Source organism: Kocuria oceani (assembly GCF_029524215.1).
Taxonomy (GTDB): Bacteria; Actinomycetota; Actinomycetes; order Actinomycetales; family Micrococcaceae; genus Kocuria; species Kocuria oceani.
Genome location: NZ_JARAMH010000006.1, coordinates 88254 through 111636 on the forward strand (window position 1 = coordinate 88254; position 23383 = coordinate 111636).

18 protein-coding genes, 2 tRNA genes and 1 pseudogene are annotated in these 23383 nt (G+C 71.0%); 4 read left to right on the forward strand and 17 right to left on the reverse strand.

The genetic code is table 11. The features are described from left to right. Positions 1-113: 113 nt before the first annotated feature. The 8 genes from PU704_RS08545 to rpsB form a co-directional block, all read right to left on the reverse strand. Positions 114-1745 carry a solute symporter family protein gene (locus tag PU704_RS08545; protein ID WP_047801866.1) on the reverse strand — a complete coding sequence of 544 codons (1632 nt, stop codon included), beginning with the start codon at positions 1743-1745 and terminating at the stop codon, positions 114-116. Positions 1746-1748: 3 nt separating this feature from the next. After that, a complete protein-coding gene (locus tag PU704_RS08550) occupies positions 1749-2129 on the reverse strand; it encodes a DUF485 domain-containing protein (protein ID WP_277551002.1) in 381 nt (126 codons plus the stop codon). Positions 2130-2292: 163 nt separating this feature from the next. After that, on the reverse strand, positions 2293-2895 hold the full coding sequence (locus PU704_RS08555; RefSeq protein WP_277551003.1) for a hypothetical protein: 603 nt from the start codon (positions 2893-2895) through the stop codon (positions 2293-2295). A 25-nt stretch (positions 2896-2920) separates the two neighbouring features. Further along, positions 2921-3868: a phosphatidate cytidylyltransferase gene (locus PU704_RS08560; RefSeq protein WP_075873070.1), complete on the reverse strand. Its 948-nt coding sequence runs from the start codon at positions 3866-3868 to the stop codon at positions 2921-2923. Further along, positions 3868-4425: a ribosome recycling factor gene (gene frr / locus PU704_RS08565; protein ID WP_047801870.1), complete on the reverse strand. Its 558-nt coding sequence runs from the start codon at positions 4423-4425 to the stop codon at positions 3868-3870. The genes PU704_RS08560 and frr overlap by 1 nt, the downstream gene beginning before the upstream one ends. Positions 4426-4551: 126 nt before the next feature. After that, positions 4552-5325, reverse strand: a complete 774-nt coding sequence (pyrH, locus tag PU704_RS08570; protein WP_238985955.1) for a UMP kinase — start codon at positions 5323-5325, stop codon at positions 4552-4554. A gap of 229 nt (positions 5326-5554) precedes the next feature. Then, entirely contained in the window at positions 5555-6385 is an 831-nt protein-coding gene (tsf, locus tag PU704_RS08575) for a translation elongation factor Ts (protein ID WP_277551004.1), read from the reverse strand. 106 nt (positions 6386-6491) lie between these two features. Then, positions 6492-7361 (reverse strand): 30S ribosomal protein S2, encoded by an 870-nt coding sequence (gene rpsB / locus PU704_RS08580; protein WP_075873069.1) that lies wholly within the window; start codon positions 7359-7361, stop codon positions 6492-6494. A gap of 441 nt (positions 7362-7802) precedes the next feature. Between rpsB and PU704_RS08585 the strand changes: the two are divergent. Continuing rightward, positions 7803-8216, forward strand: a pseudogene (locus PU704_RS08585) (murein hydrolase activator EnvC family protein); the annotation flags it as partial. A gap of 128 nt (positions 8217-8344) precedes the next feature. On the opposite strand, the gene PU704_RS08590 reads toward PU704_RS08585, so the two are convergent. The 5 genes from PU704_RS08590 to PU704_RS08610 form a co-directional block, all read right to left on the reverse strand. After that, on the reverse strand, positions 8345-8596 hold the full coding sequence (locus tag PU704_RS08590) for a hypothetical protein (protein ID WP_075873068.1): 252 nt from the start codon (positions 8594-8596) through the stop codon (positions 8345-8347). A 131-nt stretch (positions 8597-8727) separates the two neighbouring features. Further along, positions 8728-8801, reverse strand: a tRNA-Ile gene (locus tag PU704_RS08595). Between the two features lie 30 nt (positions 8802-8831). Next, complete coding sequence (locus tag PU704_RS08600) at positions 8832-10085, reverse strand: glycosyltransferase (RefSeq protein WP_277551005.1); 1254 nt, start codon at positions 10083-10085, stop codon at positions 8832-8834. A gap of 47 nt (positions 10086-10132) precedes the next feature. Further along, positions 10133-11053 (reverse strand): DMT family transporter, encoded by a 921-nt coding sequence (locus PU704_RS08605; protein ID WP_277551006.1) that lies wholly within the window; start codon positions 11051-11053, stop codon positions 10133-10135. Positions 11054-11219: 166 nt separating this feature from the next. After that, positions 11220-12065: a phage holin family protein gene (locus tag PU704_RS08610; protein WP_277551007.1), complete on the reverse strand. Its 846-nt coding sequence runs from the start codon at positions 12063-12065 to the stop codon at positions 11220-11222. A 306-nt stretch (positions 12066-12371) separates the two neighbouring features. On the opposite strand from PU704_RS08610, the gene PU704_RS08615 reads away from it, so the two are divergent. Beyond that, positions 12372-12638: a hypothetical protein gene (locus PU704_RS08615; RefSeq protein ID WP_277551008.1), complete on the forward strand. Its 267-nt coding sequence runs from the start codon at positions 12372-12374 to the stop codon at positions 12636-12638. Positions 12639-12730: 92 nt separating this feature from the next. After that, positions 12731-13456 (forward strand): hypothetical protein, encoded by a 726-nt coding sequence (locus PU704_RS08620; protein ID WP_075873065.1) that lies wholly within the window; start codon positions 12731-12733, stop codon positions 13454-13456. A 151-nt stretch (positions 13457-13607) separates the two neighbouring features. Here PU704_RS08620 and PU704_RS08625 read toward each other — a convergent pair whose 3' ends face one another. Further along, positions 13608-17696: a Pls/PosA family non-ribosomal peptide synthetase gene (locus PU704_RS08625; RefSeq protein WP_277551089.1), complete on the reverse strand. Its 4089-nt coding sequence runs from the start codon at positions 17694-17696 to the stop codon at positions 13608-13610. Between the two features lie 683 nt (positions 17697-18379). Between PU704_RS08625 and ectB the strand changes: the two genes are divergently transcribed. Then, positions 18380-19705, forward strand: a complete 1326-nt coding sequence (gene ectB, locus PU704_RS08630; protein WP_277551009.1) for a diaminobutyrate--2-oxoglutarate transaminase — start codon at positions 18380-18382, stop codon at positions 19703-19705. A 172-nt stretch (positions 19706-19877) separates the two neighbouring features. Here the strand turns inward: ectB and PU704_RS08635 are convergent. From PU704_RS08635 to PU704_RS08645, 3 genes are all read right to left on the reverse strand, one after another. Continuing rightward, a tRNA-Asn gene (locus PU704_RS08635) sits at positions 19878-19950 on the reverse strand. 79 nt (positions 19951-20029) lie between these two features. Then, positions 20030-21907 (reverse strand): DNA primase, encoded by a 1878-nt coding sequence (dnaG, locus tag PU704_RS08640; RefSeq protein ID WP_277551010.1) that lies wholly within the window; start codon positions 21905-21907, stop codon positions 20030-20032. 98 nt (positions 21908-22005) lie between these two features. Then, positions 22006-23337 (reverse strand): MFS transporter, encoded by a 1332-nt coding sequence (locus PU704_RS08645; RefSeq protein ID WP_277551011.1) that lies wholly within the window; start codon positions 23335-23337, stop codon positions 22006-22008. Between the last annotated feature and the right edge of the window lie 46 nt (positions 23338-23383).

A 23383-nucleotide genomic window follows, 5' to 3' on the forward strand; every position in this document is an offset into this window, starting at 1 on the left:
CTGTCTTTTCCCGTTCGCGAATTCCAGGTGTGTCGACGGGATCGGCTCCGGCCCGCCCGGAGCCGGAGCTTCGGGCGGGCCGGGAGTCCTCCCAGGTCGGAGCGGGGACGCCGTCAGTGCGCGACGGGCTTCTCCGCACCGATGCCTGTGAGCGAACGCACTTCCATCTCGGACTGCTTGACCGGGTCCTCCAGGCGCCGCTCCGTCATGGAACCGATGAAGCCGAGGAGGAAGGACGCCGGGATGGACACGATGCCCGGGTTCTGCAGCGGGAACCAGGCGAAGTCGGCCGTGGGGATCATGGAGGTCTCGGCCCCGGACATCACCGGGGAGAAGACGATCAGGACCACCGAGAGGATCAGGCCGCCGTACATGGACCAGACCGCGCCGCGGGTGGTGAACCGCCGCCAGTACAGCGAGTACAGGATGGTCGGCAGGTTCGCCGAGGCCGCCACGGCGAAGGCGAGCGCCACGAGGAACGCGACGTTCTGGCCCTGCGCCCCGATCCCGCCCGCGATGGAGACGATGCCGATGACCACCACGGTGGTCTTGGCGACGCGCAGCTCCTGGCGGGGGTCGGAGTTCCCCTTCTTGATCACGCTGGTGTAGATGTCGTGGGCGAACGAGGCCGAGGCCGTGATGGCCAGGCCGGCGACGACCGCGAGGATCGTGGCGAACGCCACGGCGGCGATGATGCCCATGAGCAGCGAGCCGCCTAGCTCGAAGGCCAGCAGCGGGGCCGCGGAGTTCACGCCGCCCGGGGCCGCCTGGATCCGCTCGGCGCCGATGAGGGCCGCCGCGCCGAAGCCCAGGACGAGGGTGAAGAGGTAGAACAGGCCGATCAGCCCGATCGCCCAGACCACCGAGGTGCGGGCCTCCTTGGCGGTGGGCACGGTGTAGAAGCGCATCAGCACGTGGGGCAGGCCGGCGGCGCCGAAGACCAGGGCCAGCCCCAGGGAGATGAAGTCCAGCTTGCTGGTCTCGCTGACCCCGTAGCGCAGACCCGGCTCGAGAATCGCGGGGTTGCCGGAGACGGCGACCGCGTCGCCCAGCAGGGAGGAGAGGTTGAAGCCGTAGAGCGCCAGGATCCAGACGGTCATCACCGCCACCCCGGAGACGAGGAGCACGGCCTTGATGATCTGCACGTAGGTGGTGCCCTTCATCCCGCCCACGAGCACGTAGACGATCATGAGCACGCCCACGACGACGATGACGAGGGACTGTCCCGTCCGCGAGCTGATGCCCAGCAGCAGGGACACCAGCGCTCCGGCGCCGGCCATCTGGGCCAGCAGGTAGAACGCGGACACCGCGAGGGTGGAGATCGACGCCGCCACGCGCACCGGGCGCTGGCGCAGCCGGAAGGACAGGACGTCGGCCATCGTGAACTTCCCGGTGTTGCGCAGGAGCTCGGCGATGAGCAGCAGAGCCACCAGCCAGGCCACGAGGAAGCCGATGGAGTAGAGGAACCCGTCGTAGCCCTGGACGGCGATCGCGCCGACGATGCCCAGGAAGGACGCCGCCGAGAGGTAGTCGCCGGCGATCGCCAGACCGTTCTGCGTCCCGCTGAACCCGCGGCCGCCGGCGTAGTAGTCGGCCGCCGTGGCCGTGGACTTGGAGGCCCGCAGCACGATCACCATGGTGACGACGACGAAGGCCCCGAAGATGGAGATGTTGATCCAGGGCGTGCCGACCGTTTCCGTGGTGGCGGTCGCCATGGGCGCGAGCGCGGTGGGGAGGTGGTGCATCGGTCAGTTCTCCTGTCCGTGGACGCCGCGGGTGCTCCCGAGGCTGGGCTCGAGGCGCTCCCGGATGGCCGTGGCCTTCGGGTCCAGCTTGCGGTTGGCGAAGGACACGTAGGCGCCCGTGATCGCGAAGGTGGTGACGAACTGGAGCAGCCCCAGGATCACGCCCAGGTTGACGTTGCCGACCACCCGGATGGCGAAGAGCTGCGGGACGTACATGGCGAGCACCACGTACAGCAGGTACCAGACCAGGAAGGCGACGGCGAGCGGGAAGACGAAGCCGCGGTGGGTCTTCCGCAGCTTCTGGAACTCGGGCGACCGCTGGGCCGCGGGGAAGTCGACGTCGGCGACGAGGTCGTCGGCGTCGATGGGTGGCTGGGTGGACATGGGCTACCTCCTCATGTGATGCGGACCACACTAGGCCGTTGTATGCAGAGGGGCAAGACGAAGCACCGGGAATTCCCAGTTTGGGGCAAGAATGTGACACGGAGAGTGCATTCTGGACGATTCGAGTCCAAGGCTGTATACACAGCCGCCGGAGGCGGTCGGGTCAGCGCAGCGCCAGCAGGAGCTGGACCGCGCGGTCCAGGAAGGCGTCCACCTGCTGCTCCTCGTAGCTGCGCTCGCCGTGCGCGGGCGGGAAGACGGCCCCGCGCAGCTCGGCCGGGTCCAGCGGGCCGGAGTCCGTCAGCCGGGCCCCGAGGCGCTCGCACAGGACGTCGACGTGGGCGGCGGAGTAGCCCTGCGCCCGGGACCGCCGGGGGTGCCGGAAGCGCTGGGCGCGCGGCCGCTCGATCCGCCCGCGCAGCAGTACGGTCAGGGCCTCGACGTGCTGCTGCCAGGCCTCGGGCCCGCGCAGGCACAGGACCTGCTCGCGCTCGGCGGCGGCGAGGGCGTCCTCGGCGGTGTCCAGGACCTCGTCGACGGCCTCCGGCCGGTAGCCGCCCCGCGCCCCGGAGAACACGGTCGCGCGCACGTGCGTGCTGAGCAGCGGGGCGCGCCCCTCCAGCGGGGAGGGACCGGGCCCCTCCAGGGCCTCCCGCACACGGGTGAGGAAGGCGTCCACCTCGGCGACGTCGTAGCCCTGGGCGCCCTCGGGGCAGCGCGGGATGCGGGGCACCGGGAATCGGGCTGCGGAGTGCTCGGCGGCCATGGGCGGGTGGTCCTGGGCGGCCCGGTCAGGCGCCCGTGGCGAACAGCGCGAAGAGCAGGTATCCGGCGGGGACGGCGAAGAGGATGGAGTCGATCCGGTCCATCACGCCCCCGTGACCGGGCAGCAGCGTGCCCATGTCCTTGATCCCCAGCTCGCGCTTGACCATGGACTCGGAGAAGTCGCCGAGGGTGGCGGCCAGCACGAGGGCCACGGCCAGGACGGCGCCCTGCCACCAGGCGTGGTCGAGCAGCAGCACGGCGCACAGGATGCCGATCAGCACGGAGCCGCCCAGTGAGCCGGCGAAGCCCTCCCAGGACTTCTTCGGGCTGATCCTCGGGGCCATGGGGTGGCGGCCCCAGACCACCCCCACGGCGTAGCCGCACGTGTCCGAGCCGACGGCCAGCAGGATGACGGTGAGCACCTTCAGGGCCCCGGCGTCCGTGTGGTAGAGCAGCAGGGCGATGCTGAGCAGGAACCCGACCCAGACGAGGGCGAAGACCGAGCCCATGATGGACAGGATCATCCCGTTCCGGTCGCCCAGCGCCCGCCACACGATCACCAGGGTCAGGCCCACGACCACGGCCATCATGAGGGCCTCTCCCCCGCCGGCGAACGCGGCGAGGGGCATGAGCACCCCGGCGGTGACCGCCGGGACGCGCGGGATGGAGATGCCGCGGTAGCGCAGCGACCGCCCGACCTCCCAGACCCCGATCCCGGCGGCCGCGCCGGCGAGCAGGGCGAGCACGACGGGCTGGACGAACAGGCCCACGAGCAGGGTCCCGATGAGCACCACGGCGACGCCCACGGCGGCCGGCAGGTTCCGTCCGGCACGGGAGGGAGCGGTGTGCCGCCGCTCCCGGCGGCCCGGCGCCGCCGCCGCGTCCCGGGTGCCGGGGGCACGAGAGGGGAAGGCCTCCCCGGCGGGTCCCGGGGAAGCCTTCAGCTCCTGGTGCGGGCGTCGCGGGTCCGGCATCAGACCTGCAACAGCTCCGCTTCCTTGTTCTTGAGCATCTCGTCGATCTGCTCGATGTGCTTCTTGGTCACGGCGTCGAGGTCCTTCTCGGCGCGCTTGCCCTCGTCCTCGCCGATGTCGCCGTCCTTGACGGTCTTCTCGATCTGGTCCTTGGCGTGCCGGCGGATGTTGCGCACCGACACCCGGGCCTCCTCGGCCTTGTGCCCGACGATCTTCACGTACTCCTTGCGGCGCTCCTGGGTCAGCTCCGGCATGACCACCCGGATGACGTTGCCGTCGTTGGCCGGGTTGGCGCCGATGTCCGAGTTGCGCAGCGCCTTCTCGATGTCGGTCAGGGCCGAGCGGTCGTAGGGGGTGATGAGCAGGGTGCGGGCCTCGGGGTTCTGGAAGGAGGCGAGCTGCTGCAGGGGGGTGGGCGTGCCGTAGTACTCGACGAGGACGCTGGAGAAGAGGGAGGGGTTGGCCCGGCCCGTGCGGATGCCGGCGAAGTCCTCCTTGGCGCCGTCCACGGCCTTGCCCATCTTGGTCTTCGCTTCGGACAGGATGTCTGAGATCACGTAGGAGCTCCTTCGTCGGGTCGCACGGAGTCCTCCGCGCGGGGTCGGTTCCGCCGGGGACGGCGCCGCAGGCGCCCGTCCCGGGCATGCTGGCCCCAGTCTAGCGCCGGGCCGCCGGGGGCCGGATCAGGCGGTGACCAGGGTGCCGATCTGCTCCCCGAGGAGCGCGCGGGTGACGTTGCCCTCCCCCTGCATGCCGAACACGCGCATCGTCACGTCGTTGTCGCGGCACAGGCTGAAGGCTGTCTGGTCCATCACGCGGATGTCGCGGGCCAGGGCCTCGTCGTAGGTCAGCGCGGACAGCCGCTGGGCGTCCGGGTTCGTGCGCGGGTCGGCCGTGTAGACGCCGTCGACCCCGTTCTTGGCCATCAGCACCTCGTCCGCGTGCACCTCGAGGGCGCGCTGGGCGGCGACGGTGTCGGTGGAGAAGTAGGGCAGCCCGGCCCCGGCGCCGAAGATCACGACGCGGTCCTTCTCCATGTGGCGGATGGCGCGCCGCGGGATGTACGCCTCGGCGACCTGCTCCATCTTGATCGCGGACTGCACCCGCGTGTCGACCCCGCACTGCTCGAGGAAGTCCTGCAGGGCCAGGCAGTTCATGACGGTGCCGAGCATCCCCATGTAGTCGGCCCGGGAGCGGTCCATGCCGGCCTGGGAGAGCTCCGCGCCGCGGAAGAAGTTGCCGCCGCCGACGACGATGGCGGTCTCCACCCGGCCGACCGTCGCCGCGATCTGCTCGGCGATGTCGCGGATCACGCGGGTGTCCACGCCGATGGAGCCGCCGCCGAAGACCTCGCCCGAGAGCTTCAGCAGGACCCGGCGCCGCGTGGGGGTGACCCGCGGGCCACGGCTCAGGCGGAGGGCCTCGTCCTGGATCTCGGACGCTGAAGTGGTGGGCATGGTTCCTCCCGGCGACGACGGTGCTGCTGGACGGGCACGGTCCCGCGAGGGTGGGGTGGAGCGGGCCCGGGCCTCCCTCAGCATACAGAACACCCGGCTCGCCCTCCGCCGGCACCGGCGGTCACCGGGGCATCGCCGCAGGTGGGAACGAGTATGACGAAGGGAGGCGACCCTGCGGTGCAGGGTCGCCTCCCTCCGGCGGGACGCCGTGGCGCCCGGACGGGCCCGGTCAGGCGCCGACGCGGAAGCGGGCGAAGGCCGTGGCGGTCGCACCGGCCTCCTCGAGCACCTTGCCGACGGTCTTCTTGGAGTCCTTGGCGAAGTCCTGGTCGAGCAGGACGACGTCCTTGTAGTAGCCCTTCAGGCGGCCGTTGATGATGTTCGGGAGGATCTTCTCCGGCTTGCCCTCGGCGCGGGCGGTCTCCTCGGCCACGCGCTTCTCCGACTCGACGGTCGCGGCGGGCACGTCCTCCTCGGAGAGGAAGGTCGGGGACATCGCGGCGATGTGCACGGCCACGTCGTGGGCGACCTTGTCCGCCTGGGCGCCGGAGGCGGCCAGCAGCACGCCGACCTGGGCCGGGAGGTCCTTGGAGGTCTTGTGCAGGTACACGGCCACGTTCTCGCCCTCGACGCGGGCGAGGCGGCGGACGACGACCTTCTCGCCGAGCAGCGCACCGGTCTCGGTGACCAGCTCGGAGACGGCCTTGCCGTCGGCCTGGGCCTCCATGAGCTCCTCGAGGGAGTTCGCGTCGGCGGCGACGGCGGCCTCGAGGACCTTGTTGCCGAACTCGACGAACGGGGCGGACTTGGCCACGAAGTCGGTCTCGGAGTTGACCTCGACCAGGTAGCCCACGTTGCCCTCGACGCGCGCGGCCACGAGGCCCTCGGCCGTGGCGCGGCCCTCGCGCTTGGTGACGCCCTTCAGGCCCTTGACGCGGATGATCTCCTGGGCCTTCTGCAGGTCGCCGTCGGCCTCGTCGAGGGCCTTCTTGACGTCGAGCATGCCGGCGCCGGTGCGCTCCCGCAGGGCCTTGATCTCAGCGGCGGTGTAGTTCGCCATGTGAACTCCTCACGTAGTCGGTGGTGCCGGCCGGGGCGCGCTGGCGCCCCGGCCGGCGTCCGGTGGAGATGGTGCCCCACCGGGGAAAACGGACGATGAACGGAGACTACTCGGCGGCGGTCTCGGTCTCGGCGGGGGCGACGGCCTCGGTCTCGACGGCGGTCTCGGCCGGCGCCTCCGTGGCCTCGGGGGCGGAGGCCTGCTCGGCGGCGTGCTGCTCGAGCAGCTCGCGCTCCCACTCGGCCATCGGCTCCGCGGCCTGGTCCGCGCCGCCGGACTTCTTGTTGTGGCGCTCCATGAGGCCCTCGGCCACGGCGTCGGCGATCACGCGGGTCAGCAGGTTGACGGAGCGGATCGCGTCGTCGTTGCCCGGGATCGGGAAGGCGACCTCGTCGGGGTCGCAGTTGGTGTCGAGGATCGCGACGACCGGGATGCCCAGCTTCTGGGCCTCGTCCACGGCCAGGTGCTCCTTCTTGGTGTCCACGATCCAGACCAGGGACGGGGCCTTGGTCAGGTTGCGGATGCCGCCGAGGGTGCGCTCCAGCTTCTCCTTCTCGCGGCGCAGGAGCAGCAGCTCCTTCTTGGTGTACTGCGAGCCGGCGACGTCGTCGAAGTCGATCTCCTCGAGCTCCTTCATGCGCTCGATGCGCTTGGAGACTGTGGTGAAGTTGGTGAGCATGCCGCCCAGCCAGCGGTGGTTCACGTAGGGCATCCCCACGCGGGTGGCCTGCTCGGCGATGGCCTCCTGCGCCTGCTTCTTCGTGCCGACGAACAGGATGGTGCCGCCGTGGGCCACGGTGGTCTTGACGGCCTCGTAGGCGCGGTCGATGAAGGACAGCGACTGCTGGAGGTCGATGATGTAGATGCCGTTGCGCTCGGTGAAGATGAAGCGCTTCATCTTCGGGTTCCAGCGGCGGGTCTGGTGGCCGAAGTGCACGCCGCTGTCGAGGAGCTGGCGCATGGTAACGACGGACATGTCGTCTCCTTGTTCTCGTGCGGGAGGGCGTGCGACGACGCCCGGCCCGCGGGTACGGTTATCGGCTGCGTCCGGCGGACGAGCCCCTGGCGCAGCGGTGAGCGGAACCGAGGAGGCTCCGCTGCCGGGCCGCCGTACCGCACCCCGCCGGGACGGGGAACGCGGACCGGGGCGGCCGGGCCGGGACAGGAGATCCCGGCGGCGCTGCGCGCGAAGTCAGCTGCTCACCACCGCGCCGTCGGAACCGGCGCGGAGCCGGGTCCGGAGTGGTCACGAGGGCGCGCCGCGAGGCGCGCAGAGAGCACACTGCGGGGTCAACTGTACTACACGGGCCCCGTTGCCCCTGCACACCCCCGGCCGCGCACGGGCTTTCACCCGGGGCCGTCCACAAGGCGGCGGGGCGGGCCCCGCGCGCGGCTCCGTCGCCGCCAGGGTGGGGGCATGAGCCCCGTTTCGCCCCGGTTCCGCACGACCCGCCGGCCTCGCCTGCCGATCGCCGTGGTCCTGGCCCTCGTCGCGCTGCTGGCGGGGACACCGCTGCCGGCCTCCGGGGAACGCGGCTGGGCCTGGCCGCTGGTGCCCCGGCCGGCGGTGGTGGGCGACTGGGCCGCCCCGGCGCAGCGCTGGGGCCGGGGGCACCGCGGCGTGGACCTGGCCGCGGCCCCTGGCGCGGCCGTGCGCTCCCCCGCCGACGGCACCGTGAGCTTCGTGGGGTTCGTGGTGGACCGCCCGGTGCTCACAATCGACCACGGCGGCGGCCTGCGCTCGAGCTTCGAGCCCGTCGAGTCGGCCCTCGTGCGCGGGGACCGGGTCCGCCGCGGGCAGGTGCTGGGCGTGCTGCGCGGGCGCGACCACTGCGGGGTGGCCGCCTGCCTGCACTGGGGCGTGCGCCGGGGCCGGGACTACCTCAATCCGCTGCAGTTCGTCGGTGCCCTGGAGCCCTCGGTCCTGCTGCCCGTCCCCGAGCGGCCGCACGCGGCGGCTCAGCCGTCCTGGCCGCCCTCGTCCTCGCCGCCCGCGTCCTGGACGTCCTCGAGGCCCTGCTCGACCTCCGCGATCCCCTCCTCGGCGCCCTGCTGGACGTCCTCGGCGCCCTGCTCGAGGTCCTGCTGGACCTCCTCCGCGCCCTGCTCGACGTCCTGCTGGATCTCCTCGGCGCCGAGGTCGCAGCCGGTCAGCGCGGCGAGCGCGAGCGCCGCGAGGGACAGGGGTCTCCACAGCCTGCGGCGGGTCATCGGAACATCTCCTCGGTCGGTGGTGCGTGCCTCGCAGCACCAGTGCACCACATCCGGCCGCGGCGCGCACCCGCCCGGAGACAGGGGAGCACCCCTCCCACCGGACGGACACGGTGACAGGGGTGCAGGGGTAGGGCCGGTGGGGCTTGAACCCACGACCGAAGGATTATGAGTCCTCTGCTCTGACCAGCTGAGCTACGGCCCCGCGCCGGGCGGGCCGGCGGCGCAGACCACGTTACCGCACCAGGGCGCCCAGCCTGGCCCGCAGCCGGCGCGGCCGCCCGCCGCGGTCGTGCCCGGGATCGGGCTGCTCCCCGCGGTAGATCCGCACGAACGTCTCCAGGGTGCGCGGGAAGCTGTGCTGGGCTACCTTGCGCCGGCTCTCCCGCCCCATCCGGGCCCGCTCCTCGGTGGTCGCCCCGAGCACGAGGCCCAGCTTGCAGGACAGGTCGCGGGCGTCCCCGGGACGGAACAGCCAGCCGTTGACCCCGTCCTCGGCCAGGTGCGGCAGGGCCCGGGCGTCGGCCAGGACGACCGGGCGGGACGCCGACATCGCCTCCAGGGTCACCAGCGACTGCAGTTCGGCCGTGCCCGGCTGGCAGAAGACGTCGGCGCGCAGATAGGCGGCGCGCAGCTCCTCGTCGGGGACGTAGCCCAGGAAGTGCACCCGGTCGCCGACCCCCAGGGCCAGTGCGAGCTTCTCGAGCCCGGCGCGCTGCTCCCCGTCCCCGGCGAGCTCCAGGTGGGCGCCGAGCTCGGCCGGGAGCAGGGACATGGCCTCGATGAGCACGTCCACGTTCTTCTCCACCGCGAGACGGCCGGTGAACAGGACGGTCGGGTGCGCACCGCGGTGCGCCCGCTCCCCGGCGTGGGGCTCGTAGTCGGAGATCCGGATCCCGTTGGACACGGCGAGCACGGTGTCCGGGAAGCCGTTGCGGACCATGGTCTGCACGGCCAGCGGCGTGGGGGCGGTCACCACGTCGCACCGGCCGAGGACGCGCACCATGTCCCGCCAGGAGACCCTGCGGTAGAGGTCGAGGACCCACTGTGGGAACGGCAGGAAGGGTTCCAGGTTCTCCGGCACGAAGTGGTTGGTGCCCACCGTCCGGATGCCCCGGCGCCGGGCCTCGCGCACGAGCAGCCGGCCCAGGATGTAGTGGCACTGGACGTGCACGACGTCGGGGGCCACCTCGTCGAACACCCGGCGGATCTCCCCCGCCACCTGCCACGGGAAGCAGAGCCGGAAGTACGGGTGGGTGAAGGCCCGGTGGGAGCGCAGCCGGTGCTCCACGACGCCGTCGTCCTCGGCGCGTGCGGACGGCCCGCGGCCGGTCCGGGCGCAGACCACGTGCACCCGGTGCCCCTGATCGTGCAGACCCCGGGCGAGCCGGTGCCCGAACTGCGCGGCCCCGTTGACGTCCGGCGGGTACGTCTCGGCGCCCAGCAGCACGGTCAGGGGGCGGTCGGTGGTCCTGGTCTCGGCGCTCAAGCGTGGCTTCCCGGTCGATGGTCGGCTGGTCGGTCAGGTCCTGCGGGTCACGGCCCCGGCCGGCTCGGTGCGCGCCGGTCCCGGTCCGCGAGCTCGGCACGGCGCGCGAGCACCTCCGGGTGGCACTGGGAGAGCACGGCGACCCCGACTATAGCAACGCCTCCCGCCAGTGCCATGAGTACGCCGGTCAGCACGGAGAAGCCGGGGCCGGCCTCACCGAGCACCAGCAGCCCCAGAAGGACGCCCACCATCGGGTCGATGACCGTGAGACCGGCGATCACCAGGTCCGGGGGCCCGGCGGCGAAGGCGGTCTGCACGAACCACCCGCCCAGGGCCGCGGCCACCACGGCGGCACCGATCGCGAGCCAGTTGACGTCGTCCAGCGGGGTCCCGGCGCTGCCCTGGATCCGGGTGATGGTCAGCCGGACCAGCACGGCCACGAACCCGTAGAGGATCCCGGCGGCCACCACGTAGAACGTCCCGCCGAGGCCGTGGCGGAACAGCGCCGCGGCGACGCCCAGGACGCAGATGAGGACCACGAGCATGACGACCGCGGTGTGCTCCGCCCATGCCGAGATCCCGTGGGCCGGATCCGTCGCCGCGACCGCACAGGTCACGAAGACCGCGCCCCCGGCGGTGCACAGCCCGATGGCCGCCCAGGTCCTCCGGTTGATCCGCAGCCGCCGGTGGCGGGCGTGCAGCAGAGTGGTGATCACCAGGGCGACGACACCGATGGGCTGGACCACCGTCACGGTGGCGAGGCCCAGGGCCGCCACGTTGAGCGCCGTGCCGAGCCCGAGCAGACCCAGCCCCAGGAGCCAGCGGTGGTTGCCCAGCAGCGCCATCAGCGCTCGCGGGGTCAGCCGCTCGTGCGTGCGGTCCGCCACGGCGCTGCCCTGCTTCTGCGTACCGACGGCCAGGCACACGGCGGAGAGCAGCGCGAGGGCCACGGCCAACCACTGGCTCACCACATCCACCGACCTGTGCTCACGCCCGGAATTCTAGCGAGACCCTCCCGGGGCCGTCCGTGTGACGCGTGGCCGCCGGGTGAACGCACGGCGAAGGCCCGGAAGCCGGTGGCTTCCGGGCCTTCGGCCGGTGTGCGCGCCCACGGGGGGTCCGTGGACGCCGTGGTCACCGGAACAGTCTGCGCAGGAAGACGAGGAACGCGCTGCTCGCCACGGCCAGGACGGTGAGCGGCTGCCAGCGCTCCCCCAGGCCGGACTGACGCGAGCCGGACCGGGTCCCGCCGCCCTGGGCCAGGAGGCTCTTGACGTCCTTGGGCGTGGTCCGGACCGTGCGGCTGGTGCGGTCCACGAAGCCCTTGGTCGTGGACTGGATGGTCTCGGCGCGGCCCTGGACGTCGTCACGCAGCGTCTTGAGGTGCTCGCGGCGCAGCTTGAGCCGGTGCCGCAGCTGCTCCTCGGTCGGCGCCGGGGGCTTCTGGCGGGCCGGGTCCTGGGCCGCCTCGCGCTGCTCCTGCTCCTTGCGCTCGCGGGCCAGCTGCTCCTCGCGCTGGACGCGGCCCTCGGTGTAGGCGGAGCCCTCCTTGACCACCCCGAGGTCGTACTTGAGCCCGAAGACGGCCTTGCGCGGGACGAGCGGCAGGGCCTTCTTGATCGTGGCCACTCCGATGAGCGCCGCGATCACCAGGATGATCAGGAACAGCACGCCCAGCAGCAGTGCCGCCAGCCACGCCGGCATCACCTGCGCCAGGCCGGCGATGGCGGCGCCGACGAGCGCGATGGTGGCCAGCAGCAGGAAGACCAGGCCGACGACGACGAAGGCCGCGCCCTTCCCGAGCGTCTTGGCCTTCTCCGTGAGCTCGATCTTCGCGAGCTGCGCCTCGTCCTTGAGCTGCTTGGGCAGCAGGCGGCCGAAGACCTTGACGACATCCAGGATCGACGCCGTCCCGGGGTCGGTGCGCTCCGCCCCCGCTCCCGAGGTGCCGCCCGTGCTGGGGCCTACCGAATGACTCATGCCCGCCTCCGTTGATGATGAGAAAAAGTACGTGGACTGAGCCCCAAGCTACCATCGGGCCGCCCGCCGGCGGGCGCGCACGGGGTCGGCAGGCCTCCAGGCCCCGGGCCCGGTCGAGGGGCCCGACCGGTTCCCCGGCCCGGCGGCGCCGAACAGCGCGGAGACCTCTCCGCAGCGCGCCCGTCCGCCGAGGGGCCCACAGCCGCAGACCCGCGCTGTCCCGCAAAGAGCGGGCATCACAGAAGCCATTCCATGCGGCTGAATGGGAAGTGCGCAGTGTCGTGCTCTCCCGGAAGGAACCCCGCCATGACCGTCATCACCCGCACCGCCCGTACCGCCGCGACCCCGGTGCGCGACGACGTCCTGCGCTCCCTGTCCGCCCGGGGCATCGCCGTCTCCAGCGCGGACGTGCTCTCCGAGGGCCGGGAGTGGTCCGTGGTGGTCTCCGGCCGTCCGGCCGACCTGACGGAGACGGAGGTCCGGATCGCCGTGTGGAACACCGTGCTCAACCACACGGCCGTCCACGGGCTGCCCGAGCCGGTCGACGGGGTCCGGATCCGCCTCGACGGCTGACACGGAGGCGGGGCGTCCTCCGCCGCTGCCGGGCCGGCGCGCCCTACAGTGTGCAGTACGTGCCTCGCCCCCCGCCCCTGCAGGAGTACTCCGTGCGCAAGAAGACCCCCCTCGCCGCCCTGGTCCTCGCCACCGGCCTCGCCCTGACCGCCTGCTCCGACGACGCCGGGGAACCGGGGGACGGGTCGTCCTCCTCCAGCGCCCCGGCCGCGTCGCCGTCCGCATCCGCCACGGCCTCCGAGGCCCCTGAGGCGTCGGAGCCCTCGGAGGAGGCGACCGCCCCGGCCCCCGAGCCGGAACCGACCCAGGTCGGGCCCGCCGACAACCCCCCAGCGGACCCGGCGGCGACGGATCCGCTGGCGGCGTTCACGGGCACGGACGCCGGCGCCCGGTTCGCCGGGGCGCTCACCGGCATCGACATCCTGGGCGGGGTCGGCGGGGGGCCCACGGTGCACCGGCTGAGCACGAACCTCTACGACCCCGGGGTCGCCGTGGACCTCTGCGAGAGCTACCGCACGGAGATGGGCATCGACCGCCAGCAGGTCGACGTCGTGGACTCCCTCGGCCAGTACCTCGCCAGCAACAGTGCCGATCCGGCGACCTGCGCCACCGCACCGGGCGCCAACCCCGGCCCCGGGGCGATCCCGGACCAGGACTTCACCTACGACGAGGCCTACGCCGCCTGGCAGTCCGGGATGCCGTACTACGACGCCTTCTGCCTGAACTACACCCCCGTCACCGACGCCGGGGTCTCCCAGTGCGAGGGCATCGAGGCCGGCACCGTCAACGCCGTCACCGGCGAGTACATCGGCGGCTGAGGGGCACGTCTGCTCCGCTTCGTCCCGGACGCGCACGAGGGCCGGGCTCCTGCACCCGCAGCATCAAATCCCGCGGTGAGGAGCCGACATGGCATTGACCTGGGACGGGGAGGGTGCACCTGTGGTCCAGCGCTCGCCACCACCTGTGTGCTCACGGAAGGGGCGCCGGCGCCTCGTGACGGCCTCCGGCCGACGCGTGTGGCCCGTTTCCCGCCCGAGGAGGCCGGCCTCCACGCCCCTTGGTTCCGACCACGGCGGTATGGCGGCCGCTTCCTGCGGGAGGCGGCGGGGAGGCATGCGGCAGTTCACGGGCCGGGTTGCCGCCGAACGTCGTGGACGGCGGGATCTCCGTGCCCTTCATGACGAACGAATCGGCCTCGACCAGCGCGCCGTCCGCAACCGTGGCGCCGTAGTGGACGAAGGAGTTTGCTCCGAGGGTGCACCGCGCGCCGACCGTTGTCGGTTCGACCTTGAAGGCCCCGTCCTCCATGGAGTGGCACTGCACGATCGAAAGGACGTTCAGCGTGCAGTCGTCTCCGACGCTGACAAGCGTCCGTTCGGGGATGTAGCAGCCGTCGTCCAGAACGCGCCGGCCCATCCGAACGCCCAGCAGACGCCAGATGATCGGCTTGAACGGCGTGCCGTTGAACGCCTCCAGATAGGCCCTGGAGCTGAGCTTCCAGAAACGCTCCGTGCGCCAGAAGGGCACGTCGTAGATCGAGCAGAATACCGGCTGAAGTCGACGGAAGCCGAGCGAGGCACGCTCGGCCAGCAGGAAGTAGGCGACACTGAACACCTGCATCCCCAGGAACGCCGCGGTGACCGCGAAGACGTCGTAGACGCTGTGAAAGGCGACCGCATAGGAGGCGAACAGCAATCCTGCCGCGGCATAGATCCACGTCCGCAGGAGGAAGAGAAGGATCGTCACAGCGTTGTGGCGGTTCTTGGCCCGAAGCCGCGCCCGTAGCTCGGACCCGCTCGCCTGCGCCTTGAACTCGACATCCCGGCGAACCGTGCGGGGGATCTCGAAGGCCGGGGATCCCAGTAGTCCGACACCCTCGCGGCGAGCGCCGTCCACGGGCACCATCACCTTGGTGGCGAAGAGGCAGTTGTCGCCGGTCGTGGCGGTGGACGGGTAGTAGATGTTGTTGCCCAAGAAACTCCGGGCGCCGATGGTCACGGGCGAGACGGTGAACGAGCTGCCGGAGAAGTCCGCGTTCATGATCGCCAGTCCATCGGCGACCATCGTCCCGCTCCCGGTGGTGACCAGGTACGGGTTGTCCTGTTTCGTGGCCAGCCCGAAGTTGGAGCCTGTCTGCACGAGGCCGGGCTGCTTGTATCCCAGCAGGCGCACGTAGTGGACGACCAGTGAGCTGTCCCCCGTCAGCCGCATGAAGAACTGCACGTTGGTCATCCGATCTATCGCTCGCTGCACCGCGTAGCGCCAGCCGTACAGGGGATAGATGAGCCCCGGCGTGAGGCACAGGTTCAGGACCCGTGGGATGACCGCCAGAGCGATGGCGGCGAGCAGGAGCCCGAGCACTAGCAGGAGCAGCGCGAAGCCGAGAAGTTGGGCGTAGAACCACGGCTCTGTGTGGTCGAGGTGCCCGAGCCGGAGGTAGAAGGGGATCAGGAGCGCCAGCACGGCGAGGCCGAGACCGGGCGTCAATACCAGCCGATAGAGAATGGTGAGGATGCTGTAGACGACACGACGGCGCATACCGCAGTCCGTCGGCGCGACAGTCCGGAAGTCCGAGTCGGTGACCTGAGCAGGCGACCCGTGCCACCGCTGCCCGGAAGGCACCACTTGGAGGACGTGCAAAGAAGAGGCGTGCCCCAGCTGGGCACCGTCACCCAGGGCTGTGTGGATCTCCAGGACCGACCCTTCCCCGACCAGGGCATCACGCCCGAGGCGGACGGTGCCGGTCTGGATCATGCCGTCGTGCGCCCGGTAGCAGCTGATCAGCGCGTCCTTCCGCACCACGGCATCATCACCGATCGTCAGCAGGTCGGTGCACACCGGCACGTAGCGGGAGAAGATCGCCGTGCGTCGGCCGATCTTGGCTCCCAGCGCCCTCAGGTAGAGGGGATAGACAGGGGTGCCGATGAACATCTGCATGGGAGTCGCGCGAATGATGTTCTTGACCAGCCAGAACCTGAAGTAGTCGAGGCTCCACACCGGTATCTCCCGGACAGTCCAGCGCCCGACGAGCAACCACTTGGCCGCGATCGGGAACACGCACCACCCGACGAGGGTCAGGGTGCCGAAGACGAAGGCGCGCCAGAGTACTTCCGGGAGATCCTGTCCGCTGCTGGTGAAGAGATAACCCTCCAGGAGCACGAGGCTGGCTACGAAGGTGGCCACGAGATAGACCACCGCCTGCAGAGTGCCGCACAGAACGTGGTGCCCGGCGCCGAGGGGCTCCGGACGATCCGTCCTGATCGGCCGGCTCTGCTCCGATACCTGCACGGCAGCGCTGTCGAGCGCACCGGCGAGCGCAGAGATCGTCGGCGCGGTGTAGAGGTCGCGCATCGCCGGCACCGGGACACGGGCGTCCTTGCGCAGACGACCGGTGAACTGCGCCAGCAGCATCGAATTGGCGCCGAGATCGGAGAAGAAGTTCGCGGTCGCCGACACCTTCTCGAGGCGGAGGACGGACGCAAGGGCTGCCGCCAGGACCTCCTCCGTGCGGGACGAAGGAGCAACGTAGGCGCCGTCACAGACCGTCGTGCGGTGCCCGCGCGGCGCCGGGAGGCTCTTCCGGTCCGCCTTGTCACTGGGCAGCATGGGAATGCGGTCGAGCCGTTCGAGGTACGCCGGAACCATGTATCCGGGGAGTCGTTCACGCAGATGCCGACGGATGTCCTGGTCGTCGGGTACCTCGGTGTCGTGCCGGACCGTGTAGTACCCGACGAGTTCCACGAACCCGGGTTCCGGCTCGTAGGTGTTGACCACGGCCTGGGCGACCCCGGGAACTCGCAGGAGGACGGACTCGATCTCGCTCAGCTCGATGCGGTAGCCCCGCACCTTCACCTGGGTGTCGATGCGACCGTGGTACTCGATGTCTCCGTCCTCGTTGATTCTGCCCAGGTCCCCCGTCCGGTAGATCCGGCCCGAAGGGTTGTCCGGGATGTCGAGGAAGTCGGGGATGAAGGCTTTGTCCGTGAGATCGTCCCTGTTGACGTACCCTCGCGCGAGACCGACGCCCGCAAGACCGATCTCCCCGAGTTCGCCCCGGGGAAGCACCCTCGCTCCCTCCGGATCCAGGATGACAGCGGAGTAGGTCGGCAGAGGTTCGCCCAGGGTTACCGGCCGGTCAGGGTCAGCGATCGCCATGGTGGCCGTGACCGTCGCCTCCGTGGGGCCGTAGACGTTGAGGAAGCGACGGCCGGGCCGGTGCCAGCGGACGATCAGGTCCCGCGGGCAGGCCTCGCCGGAGACCAGGAGGAAGTCCAGTTCGGGAAGGTCGTCCTCGATGGTCGAGAGCAGAGTCGGGACGCAGCACATCGCCGACACCCGCTTCTCGGCCAGGAAGTCGGCCAGCTCGGGGCCGAGCAGTGCTGTGCCACGAGGCTTAGGGACGAGTGTCGCCCCAGCCATCCACGGAACCCAGATCTCCTCTACGGAGAAATCGAAGGCGATGGTCATGCCCTGGTAGACGCGGTGGTGCGACCGGATGCCGTAGACCTCGGCGGCCACACTGACGAAGTTGCAGATGCTGGCGTGTTCGATGGCAACCCCCTTGGGGCGGCCGGTGGAGCCGGAGGTGTAGATGATGTAGGCGAGGTCTTCCCGATCTCCTGCGCTCGGCTCGAGATCGACCCTGGAGGAGTCGCAGTGGTCGATTCGCTCCTGTTCGCGATCGAGGCACAGGAGAGGTGCGGTGACATCGGACAGGACGGTTTGCAGGCTTGACAGCGTCAGCACCCGTGAGACCTCGGCGTCCTCGATGATGTAGGCGATCCGGTCCGATGGGAATGCCGGGTCTAGGGGCACGTAGGCCGCATGGATCTTCAGCACCGCGAGCATGGCCGTGTAGGCGGGGACGGCGTGGTCGAAGAGCAGCGCGATCCGATCGCCGGGCGCTGCCCCGATCTCGAGGAGGTGGCGAGCCACCCGGTTCGCCCGTGCGTCGAGCTCTGCGTAGCTCAGGCGCATCCCGTCCGCGTCGACGGCGAGGCGGTCTGCATGACCGTCAAGGCGGAGGCGATCACAGACCGCCTCGAAGAGCCGCTCCAATCGGGTCCCACGAAGGCCCTCGACATGGTTCTCCCCCGGGAAGGACGTGAGGACCGGGTGGTCCCGTCCGCACTGGGCCGTCGACGTCTCCGAACCTTGCTGCTCCCGCCTGCTGTCAACACTCGAGCTCATGCGGCCCCCATTTCGAAGCTTTTCAAAATGAGCCGTGCTTCGAGCACGGTTATGCCCGGATCACGACTTTGATTATTCCTGACGACGACTCCGGATTCCCCCACCGGAGCGGTCGGACGGAAGTCAGACTAACTCCGCAGATGCCAACGGCAGAAAGGTCTGCGTCATGTTTCAGCACGTCACAGCGAGGAAGCTTTAAGAAATAATTGCAGTCGCAATTTCCTGCCGAACGCTCAGGAGAAATATCGGTAATGTTCGAGGATTCCTGTGCGACACCTTTGCGGATGGCTATGGTCTGGGCCATGCCCGATTTTGTGTCCGCCCGGCCAGTGATTGCCGAACATTCCACTCCACCATCGCGCGCCCCGCCGCATCGACCCCCGCGCGGCCGTGACTGATCCCCCCAACCCCCTCATGACCGGACACCCCCGCCCGCCACGACATCCGTCCGGACCGGCACCCAGCTCTACGCGACCGACGAGCGCTCCGCACGGACGCCGGACGACTCGACGGCCGCCTCGTCCACTTCTCATCAATCGGGAGTCATGCTCATGTCAACCACCATCTTCGAGGACCTCGAGTCGAACGTCCGCAGTTACTGCCGCAACTGGTCCGCCGTCTTCGAGACCGCCCGCGGCTCCCGGCTCCGGGCCGAGGACGGTCAGATCTACCTGGACTTCTTCTCCGGAGCGGGGGCCCTGAACTACGGACACAACGATCCGGACCTCAAGCGGGCACTGATCGACTACCTGGCCGCCGACGGGGTCGTCCACTCGCTGGACACGTACACCGACGCGAAGCGCCGCTTCCTCGTGGCCTTCGAGGAGCAGGTGCTCCGGCCGCGTGGCCTGGACCACAAGGTCCAGTTCACCGGACCCACCGGGACGAACAGCGTCGAGGCCGCCCTGAAACTGGCACGGCTGAACACCGGCCGCACCGGCATCGTGACCTTCACGAACGCCTTCCACGGCATGACCCTGGGGTCCCTGTCCGTCACCGGCAACGCCATGAAACGCAACGGCGCGGGAGTCCCGCTGCCGTTCGTCGCCACGGCGCCCTACGACCGCTACCTCGACGATCCGTCGTGGAGCTTCTCCTGGCTGGCCAAGACCTGGGCGGACGCCAGCTCCGGTGTGGAGCGGCCCGCCGCCGTCATTGTGGAGACCGTCCAGGGCGAGGGCGGCCTGAACGCCGCCCGTGCGGAGTGGCTTCGCCGGCTCGAGGCGCTCTGCCGGGCCCACGACGTCCTGCTGATCGTCGACGACGTCCAGGCCGGCTGCGGGCGCACCGGGACCTTCTTCAGCTTCGAGGAGGCCGGCATCACGCCGGACATCGTGTGCCTGTCGAAGTCCATCTCGGGCTACGGGTTGCCCATGGCACTCGTCCTCCTGCGCCCGGAGCTGGACGTGTGGGAACCCGGCCAGCACAACGGGACCTTCCGCGGCAACAACGCCGCCTTCATCACCGGGACTGCCGCTCTGGAGAAGTACTGGGCCGACGGCGGGGCCTTCGAGCGGTCCGTCGCCGAGCGCGGGAGGCAGCTCTCAACCGGCCTCTCGAAGATCGCCGCCCGCGTCGAGGGAGCGACGTGCCGAGGGCGGGGCCTGCTGGCCGGGGTGCACTTCCCCGATCCGGACCTGGCGGAAAGGATCGCCGCGGCCGCCTACGAACGACGCCTGCTCGTCGAGACCTCGGGCCCGCAGTCCGAGGTGCTCAAGACCATGCCGGCCCTGAACATCACCCGGGAAGAGCTCGACGAAGGCCTCGACATCCTGCTGGAGGCCACGTGTGCCGTGCTCGCCGAGCGCAGGCCGAACGTCCAGGGAACCGTGCGTATCCGGGAGCGGGTGCCGGTGCCGGCAGCTCCTGAGCTCTGAGCCGCACTGCGCTCGCGGGCCCGCGGTCCGTCGTGACGGTCGTCGCAGATCGGGCGGGTGCGGACGGAGAAGCTGTCTGCCGAGTTTCCCGACGCGGTGCTCCGTCCGTCGCGGGGCCGGGCACGACGAAGGCCCTCGTCGGCGTTTCCGCCGACGAGGGCCTTCTGTGCTGCTCCCCCGACTGGACTCGAACCAGTAACCCTTCGATTAACAGTCGAATGCTCTGCCAATTGAGCTACGGGGGACCGTGCACGCACGCGTGCAACGAGCCACTACTGTACCGCCCCGGGCAGGGTTCGACAAATTGCGAGCCCGGCGCGCCGCTCAGTCCTGGCGCAGGCTGCGCCGCTGCATCTCCAGCTCCAGCAGCTCGCGCTGGAGCTGCTGGTAGCGCTCCCGCTGCCCGGCGGGGTCCGTGCGCTGCAGCTCGGCGAGCCGGTCGGACTTGCGCCGGTTGATCTGCAGCTCGAAGAGCCGGTTGAGGATGTCCGCCGTGTAGCGCTCCAGCTGCTGCTGGGTGGTGGCCGGCAGCGGGGTCACGGCGAGCTCGGCGAGGAAGCCGTGCAGCGGTTCGGGCAGATGCCCGCGCACGGCGTCCACCCACACCTGGCCGCCGGGCACCCCGGCGCCGTCGCCGAGGAGTCCCGCGCGGGCGGCGAGCACGGCGTCGTGCACGGCGCCGTGCACGGGGTAGCGGAAGACGCTGAGGCCGAACTCCTCCCAGTGCCGCTCCAGCATCAGGTCCGGGCACTGGATCGCGGTCTCGAGCGCCTCGCGCTCCATCCGGGCCACCGGTTCGCGCGGATCGGGCAGCTCCACGGCGGGCGGGCCGGAGGTCTCGGGCTCCTGCCGCGGGGGCTCCGCCCGCCCCTCCCGGGGGGCGCGGCCGGCGGCGTCGACGGCGCGCTGGACCTCGGCGGGGTCCAGGCCGAGCCAGCCCGCGAGCTGGCGGGCGTAGGCGGGGCGCAGGGAACGGTCCCGGATCCGCGCCACGATGGGCGCGCACGCCCGCATGGCCCGGATCCGGCCCTCGATGGTGTCGAGGTCGTAGTTCTTCAGCGTGGCCCGGATGGCGAACTCGAACAGGGGCCGGCGGTTCTCCACCAGCTCGGCCACGGCGGCGTCGCCGCGGGCCAGCCGCAGGTCGCACGGGTCCATCCCGTGGGGCTCGACCGCCACGTAGGTCTGGGCCACGAACTTCTGGTCCTCCTCGAACGCGCGCAGGGCTGCCTTCTGCCCGGCGGCGTCGCCGTCGAAGGTGAAGACCACCTCGCCCCCGCCGCCGTCGTCGGAGAGGAAGCGGCGGACGATCTTGATGTGCTCGGGGCCGAAGGCGGTGCCGCACGTGGCCACGGCCGTGGTCACCCCGGCCAGGTGGCAGGCCATGACGTCCGTGTAGCCCTCGACGACGACGAGCCGGCGCTGCCTGGCGATCTCCCGCTTGGCGAGGTCGATCCCGTAGAGCACCTGGGACTTCTTGTAGAGCGCCGTCTCGGGGGTGTTGAGGTACTTGGGGCCGGGGTCGTCGTCGTCGAGCTTGCGGGCGCCGAAGCCGATGACCTCGCCGGCGACCGCGCGGATCGGCCACACCAGCCGCCCGCGGAAGCGGTCGTAGAGCCCGCGGTTGCCCTCGGAGAACATCCCGGTGAGCTTGAGCTCCTGGTCGGTGAAGCCGCGCTCGCGCAGGTGCTTGAGCAGGTGGTCCCAGCCGCGCGGGGCGTAGCCCACCCCGTAGCGCTTGGCCGCCTCGCCGTCGAAGCCCCGCTCCCCCAGGAACTGCTGGGCGGGGGCGGCCTGGCGGGTGTAGAGGTGGCGCTGGAAGAACTCGGCGGCGACCTTGTGCGCGTCCAGCAGCCGCTGGCGGCGCCCGACCTCCTCCTTCTTCGGCCCCGAGCCCTGCTCGTAGTGCAGCTCGTAGCCCACGCGGGCGGCGAGCTTTTCCACCGTCTCCGCGAACGTGGTGTGGTCGATGTTCATCAGGAACGCGATGACGTCCCCGGACTCGTCGCAGCCGAAGCAGTGGTAGGTCCCCATCTGCGGCCGGACGTGGAAGGACGGCGAGCGCTCGTCGTGGAAGGGGCACAGGCCCTTCCAGGAGCCGATGCCGGCGCTCTTGAGGGTGACGTAGCCGTCGACGATCTCCTTGATGTCGGTGCGCGCGCGCACCTCGTCGATGTCCTCGCGTCTGATCAGTCCTGCCACGGGAACAGTCTAGGCGCGCCGCCCGACGCGCCCGGCCGGACCCCGGCGGCGGTGCAGTGCCGCCGGGGCCGTTGGTGCGGCCCCGGGCGCGGCGGGGCTCAGCGGGCGGTCTCGCGCAGCTCCTGGCGGGTCTTCGTGCCGGCCAGGGCCAGCCCGCCCAGGCCGCCCACCGCGGCGAAGGCGAAGAAGCCCCAGGGATAGGCCAGCCCGGCGGTCAGCAGTGTCCCGCCGATGATGGGCCCGGAGATCGCCCCGAGCCGGCCCACGCCGGCGGACATGCCCAGGGCCGTGGCGCGCACCCGCGGCGGGTGGTTGGCCGCGGTGAACGCGTAGACGAGCACCTGGGAGGAGAAGACGAAGAAGCCGGTGACGAGGACCAGGGCGTAGATCCCGAGCAGGGGCAGCCGGATCGCCAGCGCCGCCAGCAGCGCCGCCGAGCCGAGGAACCAGACGATGCCCGCCACCCGCGGGGTGATCCGGTCGGCCACCCGGCCGGCGACGGCCAGGCCGAGGATGGCGCCCACGTTGAGGATGAGCAGGAAGCCGAGGGAGTTGCCGAGGTCGTACTCGGCGGCGCGCATGATCTGCGGGAGCCAGGTGTTGAGCCCGTAGACGAGCAGCAGGCCCATGAAGGAGGCCACCCAGATCGCCACGGAGTTGCGGCGCCAGCCCGGGGCCAGCAGCATCCTGGCGCCGGCCTTCTCGGCCTGCTCCTCCGCCGCGGAGCGGTGGGCGATCTCCAGGCCGTAGTGCTCGGACACCGCGCGGGCCTCGGCGGCGCGGCCCTGCGACGCGAGCCAGGACGGGGACTCGGGCAGGAAGACGACCATCAGCGGCACGAGGACGAGGGCCGGCAGGGCGCCCAGGACGAACATCTCCTGCCAGCCGAACTGGCGGACCACGGCGATGGCGACCGCCGCGGTGAGCACGGCGCCCACGTGGTAGCCGGTCATCACCAGCGTGGTGGCGTTGGCGCCCCGCCCGCGGCGGGCGAACTCCGTGACCATCGCGATGGCGGTGGGCAGGCATCCGCCCAGGCCCAGGCCCGCGAGGAAGCGCAGGAGGCCGAAGGCGAGCACGTTCGGGGAGAAGGCCGCGGCGAAGGTCAGCAGGGAGAACAGGACCACGGCGCCGATGAGCATCCTGCGGCGGCCGAGCAGGTCGGTGAGGTAGCCCATCGCGAGGGCGCCGATCATCATGCCCAGGAGCCCGGCGGTGGCCACGGCGGTGCCCTGGGCGGTGGTCATGCCCAGGGCACCGTTCTCGAGCATGGACGGCAGCACCGCGCCCAGGACCACGGCGTCGAAGCCGTCGAGCAGCACCGCCGTCCAGCACAGCGGCGCCACCCAGGCGCGGGAGCGGAGCACGGGCGCGGGACGCCCGGCGGGGGTGGACGCCGCGCGCGCGGCGGACCCGGGAGAGGAGCTCATGGCGTTCAGACCTTCTGTGAGGAGGAGCACAGGTCCGACGATTCTA

Bases quoted from the DNA above. Each gene is read 5' to 3' on its own strand.
- ectB (WP_277551009.1), top strand. From the start codon at position 18,380: ATGTCAACCACCATCTTCGAGGACCTCGAGTCGAACGTCCGCAGTTAC.
- tsf (WP_277551004.1), bottom strand. From the start codon at position 6,385: ATGGCGAACTACACCGCCGCTGAGATCAAGGCCCTGCGGGAGCGCACC.
- pyrH (WP_238985955.1), bottom strand. From the start codon at position 5,325: ATGCCCACCACTTCAGCGTCCGAGATCCAGGACGAGGCCCTCCGCCTG.
- PU704_RS08560 (WP_075873070.1), bottom strand. From the start codon at position 3,868: ATGCCGGACCCGCGACGCCCGCACCAGGAGCTGAAGGCTTCCCCGGGA.
- rpsB (WP_075873069.1), bottom strand. From the start codon at position 7,361: ATGTCCGTCGTTACCATGCGCCAGCTCCTCGACAGCGGCGTGCACTTC.
- PU704_RS08590 (WP_075873068.1), bottom strand. From the start codon at position 8,596: ATGACCCGCCGCAGGCTGTGGAGACCCCTGTCCCTCGCGGCGCTCGCG.
- PU704_RS08545 (WP_047801866.1), bottom strand. From the start codon at position 1,745: ATGCACCACCTCCCCACCGCGCTCGCGCCCATGGCGACCGCCACCACG.
- PU704_RS08645 (WP_277551011.1), bottom strand. From the start codon at position 23,337: ATGAGCTCCTCTCCCGGGTCCGCCGCGCGCGCGGCGTCCACCCCCGCC.
- PU704_RS08610 (WP_277551007.1), bottom strand. From the start codon at position 12,065: ATGAGTCATTCGGTAGGCCCCAGCACGGGCGGCACCTCGGGAGCGGGG.
- PU704_RS08550 (WP_277551002.1), bottom strand. From the start codon at position 2,129: ATGTCCACCCAGCCACCCATCGACGCCGACGACCTCGTCGCCGACGTC.
- PU704_RS08615 (WP_277551008.1), top strand. From the start codon at position 12,372: ATGACCGTCATCACCCGCACCGCCCGTACCGCCGCGACCCCGGTGCGC.
- PU704_RS08555 (WP_277551003.1), bottom strand. From the start codon at position 2,895: ATGGCCGCCGAGCACTCCGCAGCCCGATTCCCGGTGCCCCGCATCCCG.